The sequence below is a fragment of the Pelosinus propionicus DSM 13327 genome (genome assembly GCF_900114615.1).
In the GTDB taxonomy this organism is placed as follows: Bacteria; Bacillota; Negativicutes; order DSM-13327; family DSM-13327; genus Pelosinus; species Pelosinus propionicus.
The window spans coordinates 20,036-43,058 of the sequence record NZ_FOTS01000023.1 but is presented as its reverse complement, the minus strand read 5'-3'; the positions used below and the strand labels follow the sequence as shown (position 1 = coordinate 43,058).

Here is a 23,023-nt window from a genome sequence, read left to right as displayed (position 1 = left end):
AAAAATAAGGGAAAGCATACTCTTCCTTACTTTTACGGCTGCCTTGCAGGTGAATCTTATCTTATTTCTTTTGTTGTTGGTGAAGTTCACTGTGCCCCTGCTTAACAACTTCCAATGCTTTTTCTAAATTCCCTGAAAGATGTTTAAAAACTTGATCCGCATATGCTACTGCATCATCATGTAAATCGGATGCTTGCTTATGCGCTTGAGTAAGAATCTCAGCACTCTGTTCTTGTGCTTGTTTGGTAATCATATTTTCATCAGTTAATTTAATCGTATAGCTTTTAGCTTTTTCAACAATATTTTGAGCTTCTTTTTGCGCATCTTCCAGAATACGTTGCCGTTCTTCCATGATCTTACTAGCATCAGAAATTGCCTTTGGCAATGCCTCTCGTAATTCATCAAGCAACCTTGCAACATCATCTTCTTCTAAAACTCTTTTATTTGTAAAAGGCACACGTGCAGCATCGATTAACAGTCCTTCTAATTCATCTAATATTCCTTCAATAGTCATAAAACCTCTCCCCATTCGGTATTACTTGCAATACATTCTTCATTAAAAATGTTTTGGTGTAAACTCCGTATATATCACAACGCTGATGCTATGAACTTGATCCAAATGGAGATTAAACTCCACCTGAGTCTTAGTCACACTTATATCCTTAGGACTTAACCACTCATAACTCCCACATGCAAGAGGGTCGAAGTCTTGGAATGGTTTATCACGCATAAGTTAGACTTTTTTAATCCGACTACCAATTCTATCTTCTACGCCCTTAGGCACCAATCCTGTTATACAGCCACCAAAGCTCGCCAATTCCTTTATCCCGCTTGAACTTATGAATGAATATTCACTACTAGTCATAATAAATACTGTTTCTAACGTCGAATCAATTTTTTTTATTAATAACGCCCGCTGGAATTCATATTCAAAATCGCTTAATGCCCGCAAACCTCTAACAATAATATTAGCATTTTGTTGATGAGCATATTCATTCAGTAAACCTGAAAAAGAATCAATGCGAATATTAGGGATATGCTTAGTTGTTAATGTTAATAATTCTACCCTCTCCGCCATATCAAAAAGAGGTTTTTTGTTGGGATTATGAAATACGGCTATAATCAATACATCAAATAACTTACTCGCCCTTTCAAAAATATCAATATGACCGTTAGTTACTGGATCAAAACTTCCTGGACAAACTGCAATGCGCACTATCTAACCTCCTGATTGGTATTATATAATAAAAAACTGATTAATGTTTCTCCATATTTTTCAACACGTCTTAGCTGCAAATGATCCCATTGATTTTTTATTTCTTCATGCTTAGAATGTTCGATAACAAGTATCCCCTTTGGATTTACTATTACATTTGTTTCAATTTTTTCTAATACTTTTTGAACAAATCCTTTATTATAAGGAGGATCGCAAAATATTAAGTCAAATGAACGACCAGTCCCTGCAAATCGATCTAGAGCCCTTATTACGTCATTTTTAAGAATCTCAACTTGTCCAATTAATTTAGTACGCTGAGCATTTTCTTTTATGCTTGTAATGCTATCAATGCTGCTGTCAATAAAAACGGCAGTTGACGCACCACGGCTCAATGCTTCCAACCCCAAATTCCCTGTACCTGCAAAAATATCCAGCACCTGAGCATCAACAACAATATCTCCCAGAATATTAAAGACCGCTTCTTTAACTCGATCAGTTGTAGGTCTCGTTCCATGACCGCGTGGTGCGCTTAGTTTTGTACCCTTGGCACTTCCTGTAATTATTCTCATCTTAAATCACCCATAATCACATCTTTTATTGTAGCATATTTTTATAGTATACTACATATTTTTTACTATACAACTATAATACTTTTAATTTTGTCTTTTTGGTAGGTCACATATTGCTTATCATCTTTTACGATTTACAAAACATATGGTATGATTATGTTGTATATTTTCATAATGAGGTGCCTTATTATGTCCAAGAACTTTAAATATTTTGTTCTTATCATTTCTTTCTTTATTGCAACGACAAGCCTCTTACATATTTCCCCTTGGAGATCAGATCCTATTATGACATGGAAGCTCAACGTGAATTATTGGCTAACTGTAGTGTTACTTCCTTTAGATAGCCGACCACCCTGTACACAATTCGTTGAACAATTAGGTCAAATCACAGGAATTCGCGTATTACTTCCTCAACAAGAATTATTGGATAACTATCAAACTCCCGCTAATAAAAAAGAACTGCGCATCTGGCTAAGGCAAGTAAGCTCACAGGCAGATGCAGCTATTATTTCAACTGATATGCTAATCCACGGGAGTCTACTAGCATCGCGCCTATCTATGGGAAGCAATGAAGACACAAATGAAGTCCTTGATCTGCTAACTGTTATACACCAAGAAAACCCCTATTTGAAAATGTATGCATTTAATATTATACCTCGATTATTAATTGCGGATAATCAAGAAAATATTACTTATCAAAGAAATATGTTAAAATACTCCGTAATCAAAGACCAAGTTTATACTTTTGAGAATGCTGAAGATATTAAGACAACACATTCGCTAGAAAAGCAACTTCCAGCTAATGTTATACAACATTATACCGCTCTATATGAAAAAAATACTACACTAAATCTAGCACTATTGAATATGGTCGAACAAGGAACGCTTGCCGGCTTAGTGATTGGACAAGATGATGGTCAACCTTTTGGCATTCCCAACATGAATAAACAACAATTACAGCATCAACTATCACAGAAACCTTCACTCGCAAATAAAGTATTCATTACTCGTGGTACCGATGAAGTAGCCATAAGCCTTTTAGGACACATTGTAATGGAAAATTCCAACGATCGTCCCAAAGTTTTTGTGATGTATTCCGATCACGATGCTGCACAGATTATTATGCCCTTTATGCCTCACACTGTAGCCAAAACAGTGCAAGAAAAAATGAGGATTGCTGGTGCCGTAGAGGCAAAAAAGATAGATGATGCTGATTTTATTCTTTATATACATGTTGGTACCTCGAATAATCAATCAACATTTTCATCTTCGGCTGAACAAGTAAGAACTCTATTAGATCAGGGGTATCGAGTAGCCTTAGTCGACTTAACAGAGCATTTTCAAGTTTCTGAAACACTATTACCTGTGTTGTTAGCACAAAAAGTTGCTATTCCTAAACTTATTGCTTACGCAGGATGGAATACTACCAGTAACTCAATTGGAACTGCTGTCACTCAAGCTAGTATCTTTACGAAAGCATTAAAAAAAGACGGTAACTTAGCAGAAATAATGGCTATATACAAAGAAAATTTAGAGTTTTTAACAGCAAGGTTCTTAGATGATTTATATTACCAAAAAGAAATTAATCCGTATATAAACAAACAATTACAAAGACGAAAAATAGACCCTTATCATTTACAAACGGTTTATTATCAAACAAATATTCAAGTACAAAAGATGATGGTTAGTAAAGCAAATCATTTATTGCGTGAAGGATTGGTGAATTATCCTATAACAATTCGTACAGATCAAGGATTAGAACAAATTATTATAACGGATTTAGAAACACAAACCTATTTACCTTGGCAGCGTACATTTGAAATATGGATAAAACCAACATTAGCTCTCACTGCTATAAAGAAGAGTTAAGCAGCGATGAACTTTCAACTTTTTGACTTACTTAGCTACTCTTTTAACTCCCATTTGTAGAAGGTGACCTCAGAGCACCTTAGTTAGTGATAATATAAAAAATAACCAGGCTACTGGTTGTTTTTTATATCGGGTTCATCCGCCATTATAACATTCTTCGCGCACCAAGGTATCTTGCTTGATAATAGGGCTTTGATAAAGCTGTTATTGTTACCCGCTCTGCAGCAGAGCTAGCATGAATGAACTGATCATTGCCAATATATATTCCCACATGGGATGGACCTGGCTCGTAAGTGCTAAAAAAAACTAAATCTCCAGCTTGTAGCTCAGATACACGAATTGCCAATCCAACTCTAAATTGTTCATCGGCCATACGAGGCATAAAGATACCATATTGGTTAAAAATATAGTATATAAATCCCGAACAATCAAACCCACTAGGAGAAGAACCGCCCCATTGATAAGGAATATTAATAAACTTTTGTGCAAAAGAACCAATATTTCTTTCTGGCCTTCTTGTCTGACCTCGGCTGCTTATGTTGCCTGTTTTATACTGATACAGCGCAGCAAGTGTTTGACTGCCTGCAATACCGTCAGTTTCAAGTCCGCAGGCTTCTTGAAACTGAATAACGGCATTTAGCGTACCTGAACCAAATACTTCATCAAGTTCTCCTGAGTAAAATCCCAGTTCCTGCAGCTTACATTGTAATAAATATACAGCTTCCCCAGACATGCCTAGTTGCAATTTCAAACTCTGCGCTTCAGCTGATCCATATATAATAAAAAACATTGCGCAGCATACAACTAACCTTATTATATTTTTCGATATTTTTATCATAGATTCTCCTTAAATTATATTGACATATCTATATTAGATACGTATAATTAATATTCGTGGGTAAAGAATATAATATTATATAATATACTTCTTAAGGTATCCATTTACAGGGGCATAGCCAAGTTGGTAAGGCACGGGACTTTGACTCCCGCATCCGTTGGTTCGAGTCCAGCTGCCCCTGCCATTTATAACTTAAAATATAAACCCAATAGCATTCAGTCTTTTACTGGATGCTATTTTACATATCCCAATAATTATTCTTATAGTTTATTCTAAATTCACACAAAAGACAAGTGCTCCTTACACATATATATTATAATATTAACTAAATAATCTAATAATTCCTTCAATTAATGCTTTTTATTATTTGGCATAAAATAAAAAGCAGACTTTTAGCCTGCTTTTCAATTGGAGTTAATTTTCTTCATTTTTTTCCTTTTTGCTAGCGGCAATTATCATTTCTGCAATACGTTGAGGCACTTCTTCGTAATGGGAAAAGTTTAAATCAAAATCACCTCGCCCTTGGGTGATAGAACGTAAATCAATCGCGTAACGAAACATTTCAGACATAGGAACTTGTGCTTTAATAATACCAGCACCTTTAGTAATAGGTTCCATTCCTTGAATTCGTCCACGTTTGCCATTTAAATCAGCAATTACATCTCCCATAAAAGAATCTGGTACATTTATATTAACATTGCAAATTGGCTCTAATAATGCTGGCTTTGCTTGTAAAGCACCTTTACGTAAAGCCATTGTACTAGCAATTTTAAATGCCATTTCTGAAGAATCAACATTATGATACGAACCATCATATAGAGTAACTTTTACATCTACCATTGGATAGCCACCTAAAATACCACCAAAAAGCGCCTCTCGCACCCCTTTTTCAACAGCAGGGATATATTGACGCGGTACAGCTCCACCAAAAATAGAATCAACAAATTCGAAATTAGTCCCCATCGGTAATGGATCTAATTGTAGCCATACATGCCCATATTGCCCATGACCACCACTTTGCTTTTTATGCTTTCCTTCTACTTTGACAGAACCACGAATAGTTTCCCGATACGGGACCTTAGGGTTTGATAGAATTATATCTACACCAAATTTTCGTTTCATACGTTCTGCCATAATATCCGTATGTAATTCCCCAATACCACTAATCAATAGTTGTTTCGTTTCTACATTTTTTACAACTTTAATTGTTTTATCTTCATCCATAAGGCGATTTAAAGCATTTCCGATTTTGTCTTCATCACCTTTATTTTTCGCTTCAATACTCATCGTAAACATCGGTTTCGGGTACATTATTGGTTCAAAAATCATAGGTTTATCTTTCTCACATAGGGTGTCACCTGTTCCTGTCTCCTGTAGTTTTGCAACAACAGCAATATCACCAGCATATATAGTACTTAAAGGTTCTTGATGTTTGCCACGCAATGTAAAAAGATTTCCGATCCTCTCAGTTTTTTCCTTAGATGCATTGTATATCATACTGTCAGCTTTCATAGATCCTGAAAATATACGTATATAGCTAAGACGTCCAACGAACGGATCAGCAGTGGTTTTAAATACTAATGCTGAAAAACCATCAGAAGTTTTTCTCTCCACAATTTCCTTTGAAACAGGATGTATCCCTAAGAAACTACTAGCTTCAGAGGATGGAGTATAATCCAATACTGCATTCATAATTTGTTGGATGCCGATATTTGGGTAGGCTGCCCCGCACATAACAGGAATTATATTTCCTTGAAAGACACCTTTTTGTAACCCTATTTTTATTTCATTATCCGATAATTCTTCTCCATCCAGGTATTTAGCTAAAAGATCATCATCAGCCTCAGCGGCAACTTCAATCAATTTCTGACGAAGTTCCAAAGCCGTTTCTCTTAAATCCTCTGGAATCTCTTCTTCCGTTCCCTGAGAGCGTTGACTAGGAGAAGGTAAAATTGCCTTCATTTTTACTAAATCGATAATCCCTTTAAAGTTTTCTTCTGCGCCAATGGGTAATTGAATTGGCAAAATAATGGAGCCAAATTTATCTTTCATCTCTTGAATTACATTATAAAAATCCGCATTCTCACGATCCATTTTGTTAATAAAAACTATACGAGGTAAATTTAATTCACTAATAGATTGCCATGCTTTTTCTGTTTCTACTTCAACGCCAGATGCAGCGCATACCACAACTAAAGTACTATCAACAGCTCTTAATGTACTTTTCACTTCTCCAACAAAATCAGCATATCCAGGAGTATCAATAAAATTAATTTTATGATCAAGCCACTCACACGGCGCTAACGCCGCACTAATCGTTACTTTTCGTTTGATTTCCTCTGGCTCAAAATCTGTAGTCGTTGTCCCATCATCCACACGTCCGATGCGAGTTGTGGCTCCTGCATTAAATAATAAAGCTTCAGCAACACTTGTTTTTCCTGCCCCGCCATGAGCCACAATTCCCACGCTTCTTAGCTTATCACTTCTGTACTCTTTCAAATTAATTCCCCCTATATTAATTTAGCCTTCTACCCATACTAATTAATATAACTTTTTTAAAACTTCTTCATGAATACTGAACATTCCTTCTTTTCAGTTTATTCATTATAAAAATTAATAACCGCCTATTATAGGCGGTTATTCTTTAATCAGCTTACGAACTTTTGCAAAACAGCTGCATAATTTTACGCAGTGGCTTAGGAACTGACATAACATAGATTTTTAAAGGTTTCACCGCGCTCGCCTCCCTCATTACTTAACATGATACACACATTATATACTTATATTGTATGCTGCGATGGGGGCATTGGTGTATCTGATATTTATTATTGATTTTGTTCAAGTTCTGCTCTAGATAACATAAAGCATAAATCAGATAACCGATTTAAAGCAATTAAAACTTGTTCGTTTACGTCTTCTTGCTTTGATAATTTAATGGTCTGCCGCTCCCCTCTTCTAGCAGTAGTGCGAGCTAGATCCAAAGCAGCTGCCCCGGCATTTCCTCCTGGAATAATAAATTCTTTTAATGGAGCTAATTTAGCATCAAGTGCATCAATGTATTGCTCCAATTGTTTTACATGCGCTTCCGTAATATAATATGATTCCTTATTAACACTAGCAAGATCTGCCATGACCATCATTAGCATTTTCTGTACGCTATAAATAATATCTTTATTCTCATTTTTACAGCACCACACCCTTGCTAAACCCAAAGCAGAATTAATTTCATCAACTATACCATAAGCCTCTACTCTCAAACTATCTTTGTCAATGCGTTCTCCAGTCAATAAACCTGTGGTTCCTTTATCGCCAGTTTTTGTATATACTTTCATGAAATATCTCCCCCTTAAATCTTATCGCAGTCTGCGACTTCACTAAAAAATCAAAGAATGATAACTAATACTCACCGTTTTACTTCCCTTACGCTTCTAGTTGTGTTCATCCTTTGCCTGTATGGCTATAGCCCCTTATAAATAAAGCTCTTTTTCAGTAAAAAAATTCTTAATTTCTCTTTCTGCACTTATCAAACTATCCGAGCCATGAATAATATTTTTTCTAATATTTAACGCGAAATCTCCTCGAATCGTACCTGCTGCTGCATCAATGGGATTAGTCGACCCCATCATAATTCTTGAAGCTTTAATTGCATTTTCTCCTGCTATTACCATAGCAATAAGAGGACTAGAGGTAATAAAATCGACTAATTCTTCAAAAAAGGGTTTATCAGTATGTTCACAATAATGCAATTCAGCTTGATTCCTAGTTAATTGCACCATCTTTAATGCTGCAATTTTAAAACCACGTTTTTCAAAACGATCAATAATTTGCCCACTTACACCTTTATCGATAGCATCAGGTTTTAATAGAAGTAAGGTTTTTTCCATGAGTATCACCTCTTCAAATTATTAACGATAATGTAATGATTCTTTATAATAACTAAGTGCAGATTGCCTAATATTTTCAATTTCCTCTTTGGTAACTGTTCTGATCACTCTTCCTGGCGCTCCCATCACCAAAGAATTAGGAGGAATTTTTTTATGCTCTGTAATTAAGCATCCTGCACCGATAATGCAATTTTCTCCGATTTCTGCATAACTTAATATCGTAGATCCCATACCAATAAGGCAATTACTGCCTATATGACAAGCATGTAAGATCACTCCATGACCAACAGTAACATAATCTTCAATAATCGTTTCATAGTCATGCATTGCATGAATTGTGGAGTTATCCTGTATATTCGTAAAGCTACCGATGCTGATAGGATGAACATCACCGCGTATTACAGTATTAAACCAGATGCTGGCATGGGAAGAAATTGTAACATTACCTATAATATATGCGCCACCAGCCAAAAATACATTATCCTCAATTTGAGGAAGGGTTCCTTTATAAGGTATTACATTGTCTTTCAACATTTAATTCACCAACTTATTATATGTAGTAGCATCTAACTTCTTTAAGATTGCCATTAATAATTCGATTGCGGACTGGTAGTCATCCCGATGGATAATACTGTGATGACTATGTATGTAACGAGTAGGGATACTCAACACCAAGCTGGGTACTCCCTTTGCATGAACATGAATACGCCCAGCATCAGTCCCGCCCCCTTCTGTAAATTGCAATTGATAAGGAATTTGATTTTCATTAGCAATTTCAATAACAAAATCACGTAATTTTATATGTGGAATCATGCTCGCATCATAAATACAAATTGCAACGCCTTTACCTAGCTTACTCGATGCCTGATCTTCAGAAATCCCCGGCGTATCCCCAGCAATACAGGTGTCAATTGCGAATGAAAGATCTGGATTGACAGCACCTGCGCTAGTTGTTGCGCCCCGTAAACCAACTTCCTCTTGGACAGTTCCTACCCCATACACGGTATTTGAATGTTTTTCTAAAGCAAGTTGATCCATAACCTCCGCCATTATGGCACAACCAATTCGATTATCCCATGCTTTAGCCATTAAAAGTTTCTCATTCGCCATAACTGTAAATTCACTATATGGAACAATGGCATCACCAGGACGAATTCCAAAATTCACTTTTGCCTCCTCTTCACTACTAGCCCCAACGTCAATATACATCTCACGCTTTTGTACAACCTTCTTACGATCTTCTGGAGTCAAAACATGAGGCGGCTTACTGCCAATAACACCTGGAATATCTCCTTTAGTAGATAACAATGTCACTTTTTGCCCTAGCATAACTTGTTCCCACCAACCCCCGAGAGTAACAAATTTAATAAACCCCTCTTTACTAATATTTTTCACCATAAATCCAATTTCATCCATGTGACTAGCTAACATAATTTTAGGGCCAGGTTGTTGGCCTTCTTTTTCAAATATAATACTACCTAACTTATCATAGGATACCGTTACATGGTTATTGATTTTTTCTAACAGTAAATCCTTTACACGATGTTCAAATCCCGATACTCCAGGAACTTCCGATATTTTCTTTAACCATACTAATGTCTTATCCACAATATCCTCCTTTATAATTGCGCCTATAATATCTTCTGTTGCCATACATACATCCAAAAAAGGAACTGATTTTCTCCTGGTATTGTTTTCTATTTTTCATAATAAAATTCCTCTTTTGCTCACTTTAATTCATAAAAGGACTACTTAAATGAAATTCCATTATACTTTTTTCAAAATCATAAAAAGGTTATCCCATTGCTAGGATAACCGAATCAAACTTGTATCTTATATTGATTCAACAATTAAATATGGTGATTATCTACATTAAAACATTGATAGGACTTCAAATTACGGATTGCTACCAATGCCTTTCCAATAAGTTGACCAACATCTTCACTGTTATCTTCTAATTCGCAAATTTTTTCGCAACTTTCCAATAAATCTTTTTTATAGATTACGTAATTGGGTATTTTCTCTTCTTCTGTAATATCTTCGATACGATTAAGGATGGTAATAACTGCAGAAAAGCATAATAGTCTTTCGATCTTATTTTCCTTTTTGAAATTACGCACTAAAATCTCAATCTGCTCTAAAGCATTTTTAATTATCATTTGCAACTCTCTTTTCTTTCTAATTTTTATGTACAAAATTCGGCGAGATGTTATAAACTCCTGCACACGTACTTAACGTCTTGAGAATATCTAGAAAAAGAAAATTTTAAAATGGTTGTTTCTTTTAGCTAAGATTATTCGTTCCAGTATCACCTACTCCGCCTAGTAAGCATACAATGTAGTAAGTCACAAGACTATGTATGAAAAAAGGAGGAATAATTATGGGCTTCGGGTTTGGAGGTAATGGCAACGGCTGTGGTGGTAATTGGTCCATTATTATCATTATCATCATTTTGTTATTTTTCTGCTGTTCATCTGATGATTTTTCCTCTTGCTGATATTTTTAAAATTAATTTAGGAAATCTATTTATACAATGAAAGGTACTTTACGCAAAGCATAAAGTACCTTTTTCATTGTATAACCTTGTCTTTTTATTGTTTTTCAATTATGTCGATTATTTCTTCTAGATTACTTTTATTAAATTGATATTTAGCACTACAAAAAGGACAACAAACTTCAGCTTCTCCATCCTCAACTAAAATATCGTTGATCTCTTCTGCACCAAGGCTAACTAGTACTTTTTGCACCTTTTCCAAGGAACAAGTACATTTAAATTCCAAAGGAACTTCTTCATAAATAGTAGCTGATAAGCCCGTAAAAATTCGATTTATGATACCAGCTGCATCTAATCCCTCGTTTATCAATTGAGAAACGGGTGGTAATAAAGTTATATTTTTTTCAATTTTACTTAAAACCTCATCATCAGCATTAGGTAATGCTTGCACCATAAATCCTCCAGCCGCAGTAACAGTCATATCGGGCTGTACTAAAACACCTAAAGCGATCGTTGACGGAGTTTGCTCTGATATATATAAATAATTAGTAATATCTTCAGCTATTTCACCACTCACTAATTCTGCACTACCTGTAAACGGCTGTTTTAAACCTGTAAATCGAGTAACAGATATCTGCCCCTTACCAATAGCATGGCCAACATCTAACTTTCCCTCTCGTAAGGGTAGGTGGGTATGTGGGTTTTTAACATATCCACGAACGCTTCCATTAACATGCGCATCAGTTACAACCTCACCTAGAGGACCATCTCCACTTATTTTTATTGTAATGCTTTCATCTGTTTTAAGATTTGCAGCTAATAATAGAGCTCCTGTCATAGTCCGTCCTAAAGCAGCAGCTGCTACCGGATAACAATCATGGCGTTTTCTAGCCTCTTCTGCTAATGTTGTAGTCACTGCAGCAAAAGCCCTTACTCCACCTACTATAGTTCCCCTTGTAATATGGTCCCCCATGATTCCTCCTCCTTTATAACCTTTCTGACATTAAAACGTGGCCACTTGTAGCATCTAAAACCTCAATAGTATCCTCTATTAACCTTGCAAATGTACCAAGGCCATCGGTTCTCTTGGACATCGCTGGCGACCCAGGATTCAAATACACAATATTATTATTTTTTTCCAGCATTGCTATATGAGTATGCCCTGTAATAAATAAATTCGTCTTAAACTTGATCGCTATTTCTTTCTTAGCATCATCTGTAAGATTATGTCCATGCGTAGCAATAATACGTAAACCATCTACCATCATATAAGCGTAGGGTGACTGTATAGGCATAGTTAATACCATGCTATCCACCTCAGCATCACAATTACCGCACACTGCTATGATAGGAATCGGACAATCATTCAGTACCTTTGCTAATTGCTTAGGATTGTATTCTGCCGGAATATCATTTCGTGGACCATGATATAGTATATCTCCAGCATGAATAATAAAATCACATTGTGTAAAATATTTATCATAAATTGTTCCCCATGTTTTTGCACAACCATGAGTATCACTGATAATACCAATATTCATGTAATCACTCACCATTTCCCTGGAAATATTTTACTTTCACTATATTTGTCTTAATAAATTAGCCATTTCAATAGCGGTTACTGCAGACTCAAAACCTTTATTTCCAGCTTTCGTACCTGCTCTTTCAATTGCTTGTTCAATGCTTTCTGTGGTAAGAACACCAAAGATAGTAGGAACACCTGTAGCCATACCTACGTGAGCTACTCCTTTAGATACTTCTGCACATACATAATCATAATGACTAGTACTGCCTCTTATAACAGTACCTAAGCATATCACAGCTTGATATTTATTGCTGTTAGCCATTTTCTGTGCTACTAAGGGTATTTCAAATGCACCAGGTACCCAAGCAACTTCAATATCATCTTCCTTCACACCATGTCTTTTAAGACCATCTAATGCTCCATCCAGCAGCTTACTGTTTATAAACTCATTGAATCTCGCCACTACAACACCAATTTTTAATCCTTCAGCTACTAATTGTCCTTCAATAAATCTTACCATATTCTTATTCCTCCCCATATTGTTTAAGTAAATGCCCTAACTTTACTTTTTTAACCGATAAGTAACGTTGATTGAATTTATTCGCTTTAATTTCCACAGGTACTCTTTCCGTAATCGTTAATCCATAACCTTCTAAACCAGCTCTTTTTTTAGGATTATTGGTAAGCAGCTTGATACTTGTTAACCCCAAATCGACTAATATTTGAGCCCCAATCCCATAATCTCTGAGATCAGGTGCAAAACCCAATATTTCATTTGCTTCTACTGTATCCTTGCCCTGATCCTGCAATGCATAAGCACGAATTTTATTGGCGAGACCAATTCCACGACCTTCTTGGCGCATATAAACCAGGACTCCTGCTTCTTCCTGACTAATACGTTTTAATGCATTATCTAGTTGTTCGCCGCAATCACAGCGCATTGATCCTAATACATCACCCGTTAAGCATTCTGAATGTATGCGCACCAGTACATTTTCTTTACCAGCCACTTCACCTTTCACTAAAGCAACATGACATTGATTATCTAATTTGCTCTCATAAGCAACTAATTGAAAATCACCATATTTAGTTGGCATTTTTGTTTCTGCACCGCGTATGATAAAGGATTCATTAGCCTTCCGATACTTAATTAATTCTGCAATGGAAATGATCTTCAGATTATGCTTCGCAACGAATTCCAGCAGGTCTGGAACTCTAGCCATTCTGCCATCATCATTCATAATTTCGCAAATTACACCTGCAGGGTAACATCCAGCTAACTTTGGCAAGTCAACTGCAGCTTCCGTATGCCCTGCACGTCTTAAGACCCCACCTTCCACATACCGTAATGGGAAAATATGGCCTGGTCTTCTAAAATGTTCTGGAAGGGCATTGGGGTCTAACATGGCCCTAATCGTTTCTGCTCTTTCATGGGCTGAAATACCTGTTGTCACAGTATGTGCATCAACCGATACTGTAAAAGCAGTACAATTTGGATCCGTATTGTCACATACCATCGCGCCAATACCCAGTTCGTCCAATTTAGAACCAATAACTGGCATACAAATAAGCCCACGTCCATGAGTCGCCATAAAATTAATAGCCTCAGGAGTCACTTTATCCGCAGCCATTAATAAGTCGCCCTCATTTTCTCTATCATCATCATCAACTACCACGATGATTTTACCATTTTTAATGTCTTCAATTGCTTCTTCAATCGTATTAAATTTCATGTTCAGTCCTCCAATTTATAGTGTAAACCCATTTTTCTCTAGAAAATTCATGTTAATAGCAGAAGTTTTAAATTTTTGTTGAGCTGAGTCTAAATTTAACAGCTTCTCTACATATTTTCCAATAACATCTGCTTCTAGATTTACGACATCCCCCGTTTTCTTAAATCCTAATGTAGTGGCAGAGGCGCTATGAGGTATTAATGATACAGTAAACCAATCCTGTCCATAATCTACGATAGTGAGACTGATACCATCAATTGCAATGGAACCTTTTTTTACAATATAGCGCATAACCTCGGAACCAGCCTCTATTTTAACAATTACGGCATTATCATTATTATCTTTAGCTCGAATGATTCCAATACCATCAATATGTCCACTTACGATATGACCGCCAAAGCGATCACCAATACTAAGAGTTCTCTCAAGATTTACCTTAGAACCAATTTGTAAACTTGCCAGAGCTGTACTATCCACTGTTTCTGGCATAACATCAGCCGTAAAGCAATTTGCATCATATTCAACTACCGTAAGACAAGTTCCATTAACAGCAATACTATCGCCTAATTTAACATCTTGTAAGACCTTCTTTGCAGCTACCGTTAAACGCACAGATTTTACACCACGTGCAATGGCTTTGACTTTACCTAATTCTTCCACAAGTCCGGTAAACATCTCGTCCCTCCCGGTTACGCAGATATGCGCTAATTAATATATCTTCCCCAATTGCCTCCATATGTATATCTTCAAATCCCTTGGCGTCATTTACATCAGCTATCCCTTTGCCGCCAACTGGACCTGGAGCATCTATGCCACCAATTATTTTAGGAGCAATAAACCAATTGATTTTATCAACCAAATTATCTTCTAGAACGGAAGCATTGATGGCAGATCCACCCTCAATCAAGATACTCGTAATTTGCAGCTCACCTAATATCTTAAATAAATGAGACAAATTCACACCAGCCGTCGTCTTCTCACACTCGATTACTTCCACACCACAAGCTCTGAGGACATCAATTTTTTCTTGAGGTGCTTTATCGGTAACAGCAATTATCGTTCGCGCTAATCCATCCGTAACGACATTAGAATGAATTGGTGTGCGTGCCATACTGTCAACGACCACACGAATCGGATTTTTCCCCTGGTACGTCAGACGAGTAGTTAAAGTAGGGTTATCAGCGAGCACCGTACCAATCCCAACTAAGATAGCGTCATAAGTATCTCGTAATTGATGAACATAAATTCGTGATTCGGCCCCTGTAATCCATTTTGAATGTCCTGTATAAGAAGCAATTTTCCCATCTAAAGACATAGCACTTTTCAAAAGTACAAAGGGCTTTCTCGTAGAAATCCATTTAATAAACGTTTCATTTAGCTTTGCTGCTTCCTTTGCCAAGACACCCTCTACTACTTCAATCCCAGCCTCACGCAGCTTAGAAATGCCTTGACCGGCTACTAAGGGGTTAGGGTCTGTCATGGCAATAATTACTTTTTTTATACCCGCTGCAATTAAAGCTTCCACGCATGGCCCTGTTCTGCCATGATGAGAGCAAGGCTCTAATGTAACATAGATACTGGCATTATAGGCTAAATCTCCAGCTTGCTGCAATGCATTAATTTCAGCATGGGACGTACCAGCTTTTCTATGCCATCCTTCGCCAACTACTCGTCCATCACGAACAATCACCGCCCCAACCATAGGATTTGGACTGGTACGACCTTTGGCATACTGAGCTAAAGCTAATGCCTGCCCCATATACTTTTCATCCATAATTGACCCTCCAAAAAAATTAAGCTGTTAAAAAAGTTTAAAAACTTTTTAACAGCCTCATAGAACATTAGAAGAATGCAACATTGATTAAGCCTTATAAAAGACTTAAATCATCACCTTTTTCCATCCAGACTATACTGTCGGCTCCGGAATTCCACCGGATCAGCCATACGGCTCGCGGGCTAATCACCGCCGGTAAGGAGTTAAAAGATTGCTCTTTTTCACCTTGCCCCAAAGGCTTACTTATTCAATTACTGTATATGTTACCAGCATTAAGGAAAATAATCAAGTCCCTCTAATTTCACAAATCGCTTTTTTTATGTCATCTGCCTGATATATCGCAGAACCTGCTACTAAAATATTGGCACCTGCTGCTACAACTTCTCTAGCCGTTACTGGATTTATGCCTCCATCAACTTGTATATCAACCTTCAGATTACGTTCATCAATCATTTTTTTTAGTTTCGCTATTTTATGAATCATACTAGGGATAAATTTTTGACCGCCAAATCCCGGATTTACAGTCATTAACAAGACCATATCCACGTCTCCAAGTACTTCTTCGATTGAGGATAGCGGTGTTGCCGGATTAAGGGATACTCCTGTTTTTAGCCCTAGTTCTCGAACACATTGCAGGATTCTATGTAAGTGTGGAGCTGTTTCAACATGGATTGTTAAAAGATCGGCTCCTGCTTTAGCAAAGGGTTCAATGAAATCTTGAGGATTATTAACCATTAAATGTACATCAAATAACAAGGTAGTAACCTTACGAATCGCAGCTACAACAGGTGGTCCAAAAGTAAGATTCGGCACAAAATGACCATCCATTATGTCGATGTGCAACATATCAGCACCTGCTGCCTCTACTAGTTTTATATCTTCAGCTAACTTCGAGAAATCAGCTGAAAGAATTGATGGTGAAATTTTAATCATACAATTTAAAATCCTTTCTTCTTATCTTGAATTTCTGCCAATATTTCAATATAGGAATGATAGCGTTGCTCCTGAATACGCCCCTCTGTCACTAACTGTTTTACAGCACACTGAGGCTCTTTTAAATGTAGGCAAGTATTAAATTTACATTCATGCACCACGGCTGCAATTTCAGGAAAATAATACATCAGCTCATTTTTTTTCACATTCTCAAACTCAGTAAAGCTAAAACCTGGAGTATCTACTACAAATCCGCCACTAGAAAGAGGTAACAATTCCGCAAAGCGAGTCGTATGTTTACCACGTCCTATCTTTTCACTGACTTGACCAGTTACCAATGTAAGACCCTCTTCTACAGTATTTAAGATAGTAGATTTACCAGCCCCAGAGGGACCGGCAAATACGCTAATCTTACCAGATAGCTGATTACGTAATTCTTCTATGCCAACGCCCATCTTAGCAGATATCGTAATCACACGATAACCAATGCTACGATATAGTTCGAGAATCGGTTTTAATTCCTCACTATCCGCTAAATCAATCTTATTAATACAGATGACAATATCTAGATCTGACATTTCAGCTAATACTAGAAATCGATCTATTAATATAGTATTAATATCTGGGCTTACTGCTGCAAATGTGATGATCACTTGATCAATATTCGCAATCATCGGTCGTTGCAGCATACTACGACGCGGTAAAATCTTTTCAATGATTCCCTTGCCATTTTCTGTTACATTATACTCTACTTCATCCCCTACAAGAAGAGAAAAACGCTCTTTCTTAAAACGTCCTCGTAAAGTACACATTGTTACCTTCGCATTGGTCTTCACATAATAAAAACTATTATATGTTTTCAATATCACCCCATGCAGCACTATTTTGCCTCCTGTTATATTGTTTGCTCTTGCAACAATACACCATTTATATATACCTGTACTCTAACTTGTCCTACACCATCAACTGTTTTTTCAACCTTATCACCAGGCTTGTGTACATTTTCATAAACTACACGCCGTCCATTTGAATCTGTTATGACGATTTGTACAGCCTGCCGTATTGCTCCCTCAGGTACAGTGATCTGCACTACAGCCTTTTTAGTAGAACTAGTATTTCCTTTTGCTACTGTTAAATCAACGGCTGCACCTTCTGCAATCTCAGCAGCAGGACTAGGATTTTGTCCAATAATCGTCCCAGCAGGATATTTGTCACTCACTTCTTCTGTTACTTTACCAACCTTTAATTTTAAACTTTCAAATTGCGTATTTACAGTATTAATTGGCGTTCCACGGAAATCTGGCAAAGCAAATTTGCGCGGACCAGCCCCTTTACTTACAACAAGATCAATCGCTGTATTTTTATTAACCTGTGCAGGTGGCCGCGGCTGCTGATTAATAATAACATCAACAGGCGTATCAGCATTAAACTGCTCATCAATTCTTCCTACCACAAGTCCTGCATTTTTAATTTGCAGCTCTGCATCTCGCCGACTAAGCCCTCTAAGATCAGGTACTACAGTCATTTCGCCACCCTTGCTAATGACAAGATTAATCATGCGCTGCTCTTTCACAACATTTCCAGCATCTGGAGACTGCGAAATAACATGTCCAGCTGGTATTTTATCACTAAATGATTCAGAAACATTCACTCGCAAGTTTTGATCTACTAAAAGACTGCGGGCAACCTCAACTTGCTTACCAATAACATTAGGCACAGTAACTTCATTGTTGCTCCAGAACTTACCAAATGCGAAAAAGGCACCTATCATAAAACCAAATAGCAGCAATAATACCAATCCCCATACTACTCGTCTAGAATGATTTTTTTTCTGCAAATGATTATTATCCGCTTCTAGCGCAGTCCCCGTATTGGCTTGAGATATAATAGGCTCATCTAAACGTGGTAATATCTGTGTGGGGAAATCTCCCCTTGATAAGCGTCGCGTATGATCATCTCTGAAATAATTTTGTACGGACTTTAAGTCTGTAATCATTTCGCCAATATCATTATAACGGTTAGATACATCTTTAGCCATTGCCTTTAATACAATAGCTTCTAACAATGGAGGTACCTCTGGTTTTAATTCTCGTATAGGACGAGGCTCTTCTTGTAAGTGCTTTAATGCAATACTAATCGGTGTTTCACCATTAAACGGCACTGTACCTGTCAGCATTTCGTAAAGAACTACCCCTAAAGAATAAATATCAGACTTTGCTCCTACTGCAGTTCCTTTCGCTTGTTCTGGAGAAAAGTAATGCACTGATCCAATAATCGTCGCAGTATGATGCATCGTCACAGAACTTACAGCTCTTGCAATACCAAAGTCTGTAACTTTAATACGTCCTGCACGAGTCATAAGAATATTATGAGGCTTTATATCACAATGTACTAAATTATTTTGATGAGCATGTTCTAATGCTTCTGCAATATCCGCAGCAATTCTCACGGCCATTTCAATCGGCAGTGGCCCTCGCAAAATACGTTCCTTAAGAGTTTCACCTGAAATATATTCCATAACAATATAATGTATTTCATCATCTTTTCCAACATCATACATATTCACAATATTGTGATGAGATAGCCGGGCAGCAGCCTGCGCTTCGCGGCGAAAACGAGTAACAAATTCTTCATCATTAGCAAATTGCGAGCGTAGCACTTTTACAGCTACAGAGCGATCTAATAGTTTATCATGAGCACGATAAACATCAGCCATACCGCCGCCGCCAATATGTTCCAAAATAGTATATCTTTTATCAAGAGTTCGATCAATCATGGTGAACTATCACCTCCTTATTGTAATGCCGCCTTAAATACTTGACGCGCCATCGGCGCTGCAATGCTTCCCCCAAATCCAGAATTCTCAACAATTACCGCAATTGCAATTTGGGGGTTATCCGCTGGTGCAAAACCAATAAACCAAGCATGAGAATCTCCTTGGGCATTCTCTGCTGTGCCAGTCTTACCTGCTACTAATACTCCTGGTAAAGAGGCCGCTGTACCTGTACCATCGCGAACTACCCTCACCATCATCTTATTAATCTCACCAGCTAATTGAGGAGTTGTGGGAGTAAGCCATTCTGCAGGTGCAAACGTTTTTATTAGACTCCCATCTAAGTCTGTTATTTTGTCAACAAGATAAGGTCTCATAATTTTCCCTTCATTTGCGAAACTGCTTGCTAACATAGCCATCCGTAAAGGAGTAACTAATAAACTTCCTTGTCCAATACCTGTCTGCGCTAGATCTCCATCTCCTAAAGAAGAAAAATCAGGCAAATGAGATGCAACCTCTTGCAATTCTTGACCAACGGAACGCTTAAACCCAAATCGATCAAAGGTATTTTCCATTTTTTTATATCCTAATTTTAAAGATAATGTGCCAAAAAATACATTGGACGAAACAGCTAATGCTTCTTCTAAATTAATATTCCCATAAGCTTCTAAATGGCTTTCTTGTAAAACATAGTCTGGAGGAATCTTTAAAGCGGCTTCACAATATATTTTTTCCTTTAAATCGATTACTTTTTCCCTTCGTGCTGCTTCTGCAATCATAACCTTAAGCGTAGACCCTGGAGGATACAACCCCTGGGTTACTCGGTTTAGTAAAGGACTGTTTTTATCAGTAGAAATACGTTTCCATTGCTGATCAATTTCATTGGGATCAAAGCTTGGTTTGCTAACCATAGCTAATATAGCACCTGTACTAGGGTTAATCGCTACAATTGCACCTTTATGATTACCAAGCGCTTTATAGGCTGTTTCCTGCACAGCAGCATCTAATGTTAACACTACATTATTACCAGACCTGTTCGTTAACAAATGGCTTACAGCACCTAAATGCGCAATGGAGGTATTATTTCCTGTTAAGTCTCTATTGAAAGTACTCTCAATACCACTCCGGCCATAAGTAATACTATCATAGCCCACTACCTGAGCAGCGATTGATCCATAAGGATATTCCCGTTTAAAACTATCCCCTACTTTTTTACTATATGCTAGCTTTTCACCACTCTTATCGAGTATCATCCCCCGGGGAATCATCCGAAAAGCTTCAAGAGTACGGCGATTTAAGGAATGTGCTATTAAAAAATCACTTTGAACTACTTGAATATACGTTAAATAGAAAAGTAAAATAACCAATAAACTTAATAATCCCAAAGCAACTTTACGAATATTCTTAGCCAAATCATTCATGTCATTTCGCATCGTAGCCTCTCACTTCCGATATGGAAAATAACATACCGAGTAAAATAAAATTAGAAACAATGGAACTCCCGCCATAGCTAATGAAAGGTAAAGTGATGCCTGTTAAAGGAAAAAATTTAATGACACCAGCAATAATCAAAAAAGTCTGCAATGCCATGGAAACTGCTAGTCCAGCGGCAACCATCATACTAAAAGGCATTAACGACAACAAAGATGTTCGAAAAGCACGGTAAATCATAAGAATATAAAGCAAGATGACAGCTCCCGCACCAATAAGCCCCATTTCCTCTCCAATCGCTGCGAAAATAAAATCTGTATGAACCTCAGGAATCATCGTAGGAAATCCATAAGTAAGACCACTTCCCATGATTCCTCCCGATCCTAAAGCAAACAATGATTGAACAATTTGATAAGCCCCGCCCGAGGGATCACTCCAAGGATTAAGCCAAATATCAACGCGCAGTTGAATATGAGAATATAAATGGTAACAGATTACAGAGCCAACTAGAAACGCAATCATACCAATTATCACATAACTGGATCTGCCACTAACCATATATGTCATGATAATGGCAAGACCAAAATATAATAAAGCGGCACCCATATCCCGCTGCAAAACAAACATTAACATTCCAAGACTCCACACTGCAATAAGAGGTGCAATAAATCTTGGATGAGGCAATACAAAAGGGCCATAATGCTTCGTAGCAAGAGTAAGTAATTCCCGCCTTTCACTCAAATAGGCCGCTAAAAACAATACAATAAAGATCTTTGCAAACTCAGAAGGCTGAAACCGAACAGGCCCCATGATAATCCAATTTTTATTCCCACCAATGTCTACTCCAAATAGTATCGCTGATAGTAGTAATCCAACACCAATAAAACCACAGATATATTTAAAGTAAGCTATTTGCTCTAACCGCTTAGCAAGAATTGCTGAAATTAGAAAGGCGACTAAACCCACACCTACCCACATTACTTGCAGCATGAAAAGCTCTGGTTTAAGTCTCAAAATGATAATTAGCCCTATTCCAACTAATAAAGATGCCAAAGGCAAAAACAAAGGATCACCAGTATGTCCAACTTTGCACAATACTATGTTGGCAGCCATAAATCCGGCAAAGATGAAAGTGACTGCCCCTAGGGTCTGGTAATTTAGAACACCGTGAGCTAAGTTAACTGCTAAAATACCATTTAACATAATTATACCTGCAACCATAAGCAAGTTACGCTCCAGTTGTCGTCTGTTAATCATGTCTATAGGTCCTCGTTTTTTAACAAGATCACAGTAATATTATCAAACCCACCAGCATCTTTAGCCTGATTTACTAATTCTTCTACAATAGAAGAAATTTCACAATCTGTCTTCTGCATTAGTGTACAGATATTCTGCTCACTAACCATATTTGTTAATCCATCTGTACACATTAATACAATATCACCTGGTTTCCATTGTACAAAACCAGTATCAACTGTAATAAGGCAACTAGTACCAACTGCACGAGTTAACAAATTCCTCTTAGGATGAACATAAGCCTCATCTCTAGTTATGTTACCACTTTGAACCAATTCCCAAACTAAGGAATGATCATTTGTTAGTTGATTAAGTTTCCCATTACGCAAGAGATACATACGACTATCGCCAACATGACCCCAGTATATTGTATCTCCATCTATATAAGAAGCTGTAACAGTGGTTCCCATACCACTAAACTCTTCTTTAGATAGTGCCATTTGATATATTGAGGTATTTGCCTGTATTATCGCGTCTTTTAACAATATTTCAAGATTATCCTTCCCCACATGCTCTTGAATATAACCATTAACTGTGCTTATTGCAAGCTTACTTGCAATTTCTCCAGCCACATGGCCTCCCATGCCATCCGCCACAATAAATAAATGCGGCGGATCACAGATATAGCTATCTTCATTTGTTTCTCTAACCAACCCAATATCAGAAATTACATGTGCTAGCAATACCC

Annotated in this window: 23 protein-coding genes, 1 tRNA gene and 1 riboswitch; of the genes, 2 read left to right on the top strand and 22 right to left on the bottom strand. The window is 37.2% G+C overall.

Annotated elements, in window-relative coordinates:
• Window positions 1–61: 61 nt before the first annotated feature.
• The 3 genes from BMZ99_RS13430 to rsmD all read right to left on the bottom strand — a co-directional run bounded on the left by BMZ99_RS13430 (window position 62) and on the right by rsmD (window position 1,785).
• Window positions 62–514: an ATP synthase subunit B family protein gene (locus tag BMZ99_RS13430; RefSeq protein ID WP_090938074.1), complete on the bottom strand. Its 453-nt coding sequence runs from the start codon at window positions 512–514 to the stop codon at window positions 62–64.
• A 219-nt stretch (window positions 515–733) separates the two neighbouring features.
• On the bottom strand, window positions 734–1,216 hold the full coding sequence (coaD, locus tag BMZ99_RS13425) for a pantetheine-phosphate adenylyltransferase (protein WP_090938071.1): 483 nt from the start codon (window positions 1,214–1,216) through the stop codon (window positions 734–736).
• Entirely contained in the window at window positions 1,216–1,785 is a 570-nt protein-coding gene (gene rsmD / locus BMZ99_RS13420) for a 16S rRNA (guanine(966)-N(2))-methyltransferase RsmD (protein ID WP_090938068.1), read from the bottom strand. Before rsmD ends, coaD begins: the two co-directional genes overlap by 1 nt.
• Before the next feature lie 189 nt (window positions 1,786–1,974).
• Here rsmD and BMZ99_RS13415 point away from each other — a divergent pair, with 189 nt between their 5' ends.
• Window positions 1,975–3,654 (top strand): DUF4127 family protein, encoded by a 1,680-nt coding sequence (locus BMZ99_RS13415; protein ID WP_090938065.1) that lies wholly within the window; start codon window positions 1,975–1,977, stop codon window positions 3,652–3,654.
• 145 nt (window positions 3,655–3,799) lie between these two features.
• On the opposite strand, the gene BMZ99_RS13410 is transcribed toward BMZ99_RS13415, so the two are convergent.
• Window positions 3,800–4,492 (bottom strand): C40 family peptidase, encoded by a 693-nt coding sequence (locus BMZ99_RS13410; RefSeq protein ID WP_090938062.1) that lies wholly within the window; start codon window positions 4,490–4,492, stop codon window positions 3,800–3,802.
• A 108-nt stretch (window positions 4,493–4,600) separates the two neighbouring features.
• Between BMZ99_RS13410 and BMZ99_RS13405 the strand changes: the two genes are divergently transcribed.
• Window positions 4,601–4,676 (top strand) — tRNA-Gln (locus BMZ99_RS13405).
• Between the two features lie 230 nt (window positions 4,677–4,906).
• Here BMZ99_RS13405 and fusA read toward each other — a convergent pair.
• The 18 genes from fusA to BMZ99_RS13315 form a co-directional block, all read right to left on the bottom strand.
• Entirely contained in the window at window positions 4,907–6,991 is a 2,085-nt protein-coding gene (gene fusA / locus BMZ99_RS13400; protein ID WP_090938060.1) for an elongation factor G, read from the bottom strand.
• 326 nt (window positions 6,992–7,317) lie between these two features.
• On the bottom strand, window positions 7,318–7,824 hold the full coding sequence (locus tag BMZ99_RS13395) for a cob(I)yrinic acid a,c-diamide adenosyltransferase (RefSeq protein WP_090938057.1): 507 nt from the start codon (window positions 7,822–7,824) through the stop codon (window positions 7,318–7,320).
• A 135-nt stretch (window positions 7,825–7,959) separates the two neighbouring features.
• Entirely contained in the window at window positions 7,960–8,376 is a 417-nt protein-coding gene (gene ndk / locus BMZ99_RS13390) for a nucleoside-diphosphate kinase (RefSeq protein WP_090938054.1), read from the bottom strand.
• A gap of 21 nt (window positions 8,377–8,397) precedes the next feature.
• A complete protein-coding gene (locus BMZ99_RS13385; protein WP_090938179.1) occupies window positions 8,398–8,907 on the bottom strand; it encodes a gamma carbonic anhydrase family protein in 510 nt (169 codons plus the stop codon).
• Between the two features lie 3 nt (window positions 8,908–8,910).
• Complete coding sequence (locus tag BMZ99_RS13380) at window positions 8,911–9,984, bottom strand: M42 family metallopeptidase (protein WP_090938176.1); 1,074 nt, start codon at window positions 9,982–9,984, stop codon at window positions 8,911–8,913.
• A 242-nt stretch (window positions 9,985–10,226) separates the two neighbouring features.
• Window positions 10,227–10,535: a hypothetical protein gene (locus BMZ99_RS13375; RefSeq protein ID WP_245754961.1), complete on the bottom strand. Its 309-nt coding sequence runs from the start codon at window positions 10,533–10,535 to the stop codon at window positions 10,227–10,229.
• Window positions 10,536–10,967: 432 nt separating this feature from the next.
• Window positions 10,968–11,843 carry an Hsp33 family molecular chaperone HslO gene (gene hslO / locus BMZ99_RS13370; RefSeq protein ID WP_090938048.1) on the bottom strand — a complete coding sequence of 292 codons (876 nt, stop codon included), beginning with the start codon at window positions 11,841–11,843 and terminating at the stop codon, window positions 10,968–10,970.
• Between the two features lie 13 nt (window positions 11,844–11,856).
• Window positions 11,857–12,411: a phosphodiesterase gene (yfcE, locus tag BMZ99_RS13365; protein WP_090938045.1), complete on the bottom strand. Its 555-nt coding sequence runs from the start codon at window positions 12,409–12,411 to the stop codon at window positions 11,857–11,859.
• Window positions 12,412–12,450: 39 nt separating this feature from the next.
• Window positions 12,451–12,915 (bottom strand): 6,7-dimethyl-8-ribityllumazine synthase, encoded by a 465-nt coding sequence (ribH, locus tag BMZ99_RS13360; RefSeq protein WP_090938041.1) that lies wholly within the window; start codon window positions 12,913–12,915, stop codon window positions 12,451–12,453.
• A gap of 4 nt (window positions 12,916–12,919) precedes the next feature.
• Window positions 12,920–14,128 carry a bifunctional 3,4-dihydroxy-2-butanone-4-phosphate synthase/GTP cyclohydrolase II gene (locus BMZ99_RS13355; RefSeq protein ID WP_007934638.1) on the bottom strand — a complete coding sequence of 403 codons (1,209 nt, stop codon included), beginning with the start codon at window positions 14,126–14,128 and terminating at the stop codon, window positions 12,920–12,922.
• 15 nt (window positions 14,129–14,143) lie between these two features.
• Window positions 14,144–14,803 (bottom strand): riboflavin synthase, encoded by a 660-nt coding sequence (locus BMZ99_RS13350; protein ID WP_090938039.1) that lies wholly within the window; start codon window positions 14,801–14,803, stop codon window positions 14,144–14,146.
• On the bottom strand, window positions 14,772–15,902 hold the full coding sequence (ribD, locus tag BMZ99_RS13345; RefSeq protein ID WP_090938036.1) for a bifunctional diaminohydroxyphosphoribosylaminopyrimidine deaminase/5-amino-6-(5-phosphoribosylamino)uracil reductase RibD: 1,131 nt from the start codon (window positions 15,900–15,902) through the stop codon (window positions 14,772–14,774). The genes BMZ99_RS13350 and ribD overlap by 32 nt, the downstream gene beginning before the upstream one ends.
• Before the next feature lie 111 nt (window positions 15,903–16,013).
• A riboswitch (FMN riboswitch) is annotated at window positions 16,014–16,145 on the bottom strand.
• A gap of 42 nt (window positions 16,146–16,187) precedes the next feature.
• Window positions 16,188–16,835: a ribulose-phosphate 3-epimerase gene (gene rpe, locus BMZ99_RS13340; RefSeq protein ID WP_090938033.1), complete on the bottom strand. Its 648-nt coding sequence runs from the start codon at window positions 16,833–16,835 to the stop codon at window positions 16,188–16,190.
• A gap of 5 nt (window positions 16,836–16,840) precedes the next feature.
• Window positions 16,841–17,716, bottom strand: a complete 876-nt coding sequence (gene rsgA, locus BMZ99_RS13335) for a ribosome small subunit-dependent GTPase A (protein ID WP_090938031.1) — start codon at window positions 17,714–17,716, stop codon at window positions 16,841–16,843.
• Window positions 17,717–17,730: 14 nt separating this feature from the next.
• Window positions 17,731–19,611, bottom strand: a complete 1,881-nt coding sequence (gene pknB, locus BMZ99_RS13330) for a Stk1 family PASTA domain-containing Ser/Thr kinase (protein WP_090938028.1) — start codon at window positions 19,609–19,611, stop codon at window positions 17,731–17,733.
• A 17-nt stretch (window positions 19,612–19,628) separates the two neighbouring features.
• Entirely contained in the window at window positions 19,629–21,041 is a 1,413-nt protein-coding gene (locus tag BMZ99_RS13325; protein ID WP_090938025.1) for a peptidoglycan D,D-transpeptidase FtsI family protein, read from the bottom strand.
• Window positions 21,031–22,296, bottom strand: coding sequence for an FtsW/RodA/SpoVE family cell cycle protein (locus BMZ99_RS13320; RefSeq protein WP_090938023.1), 1,266 nt, complete (start codon window positions 22,294–22,296; stop codon window positions 21,031–21,033). The genes BMZ99_RS13325 and BMZ99_RS13320 overlap by 11 nt, the downstream gene beginning before the upstream one ends.
• Window positions 22,297–22,298: 2 nt before the next feature.
• Window positions 22,299–23,018, bottom strand: a complete 720-nt coding sequence (locus tag BMZ99_RS13315) for a Stp1/IreP family PP2C-type Ser/Thr phosphatase (RefSeq protein WP_090938020.1) — start codon at window positions 23,016–23,018, stop codon at window positions 22,299–22,301.
• Between the last annotated feature and the right edge of the window lie 5 nt (window positions 23,019–23,023).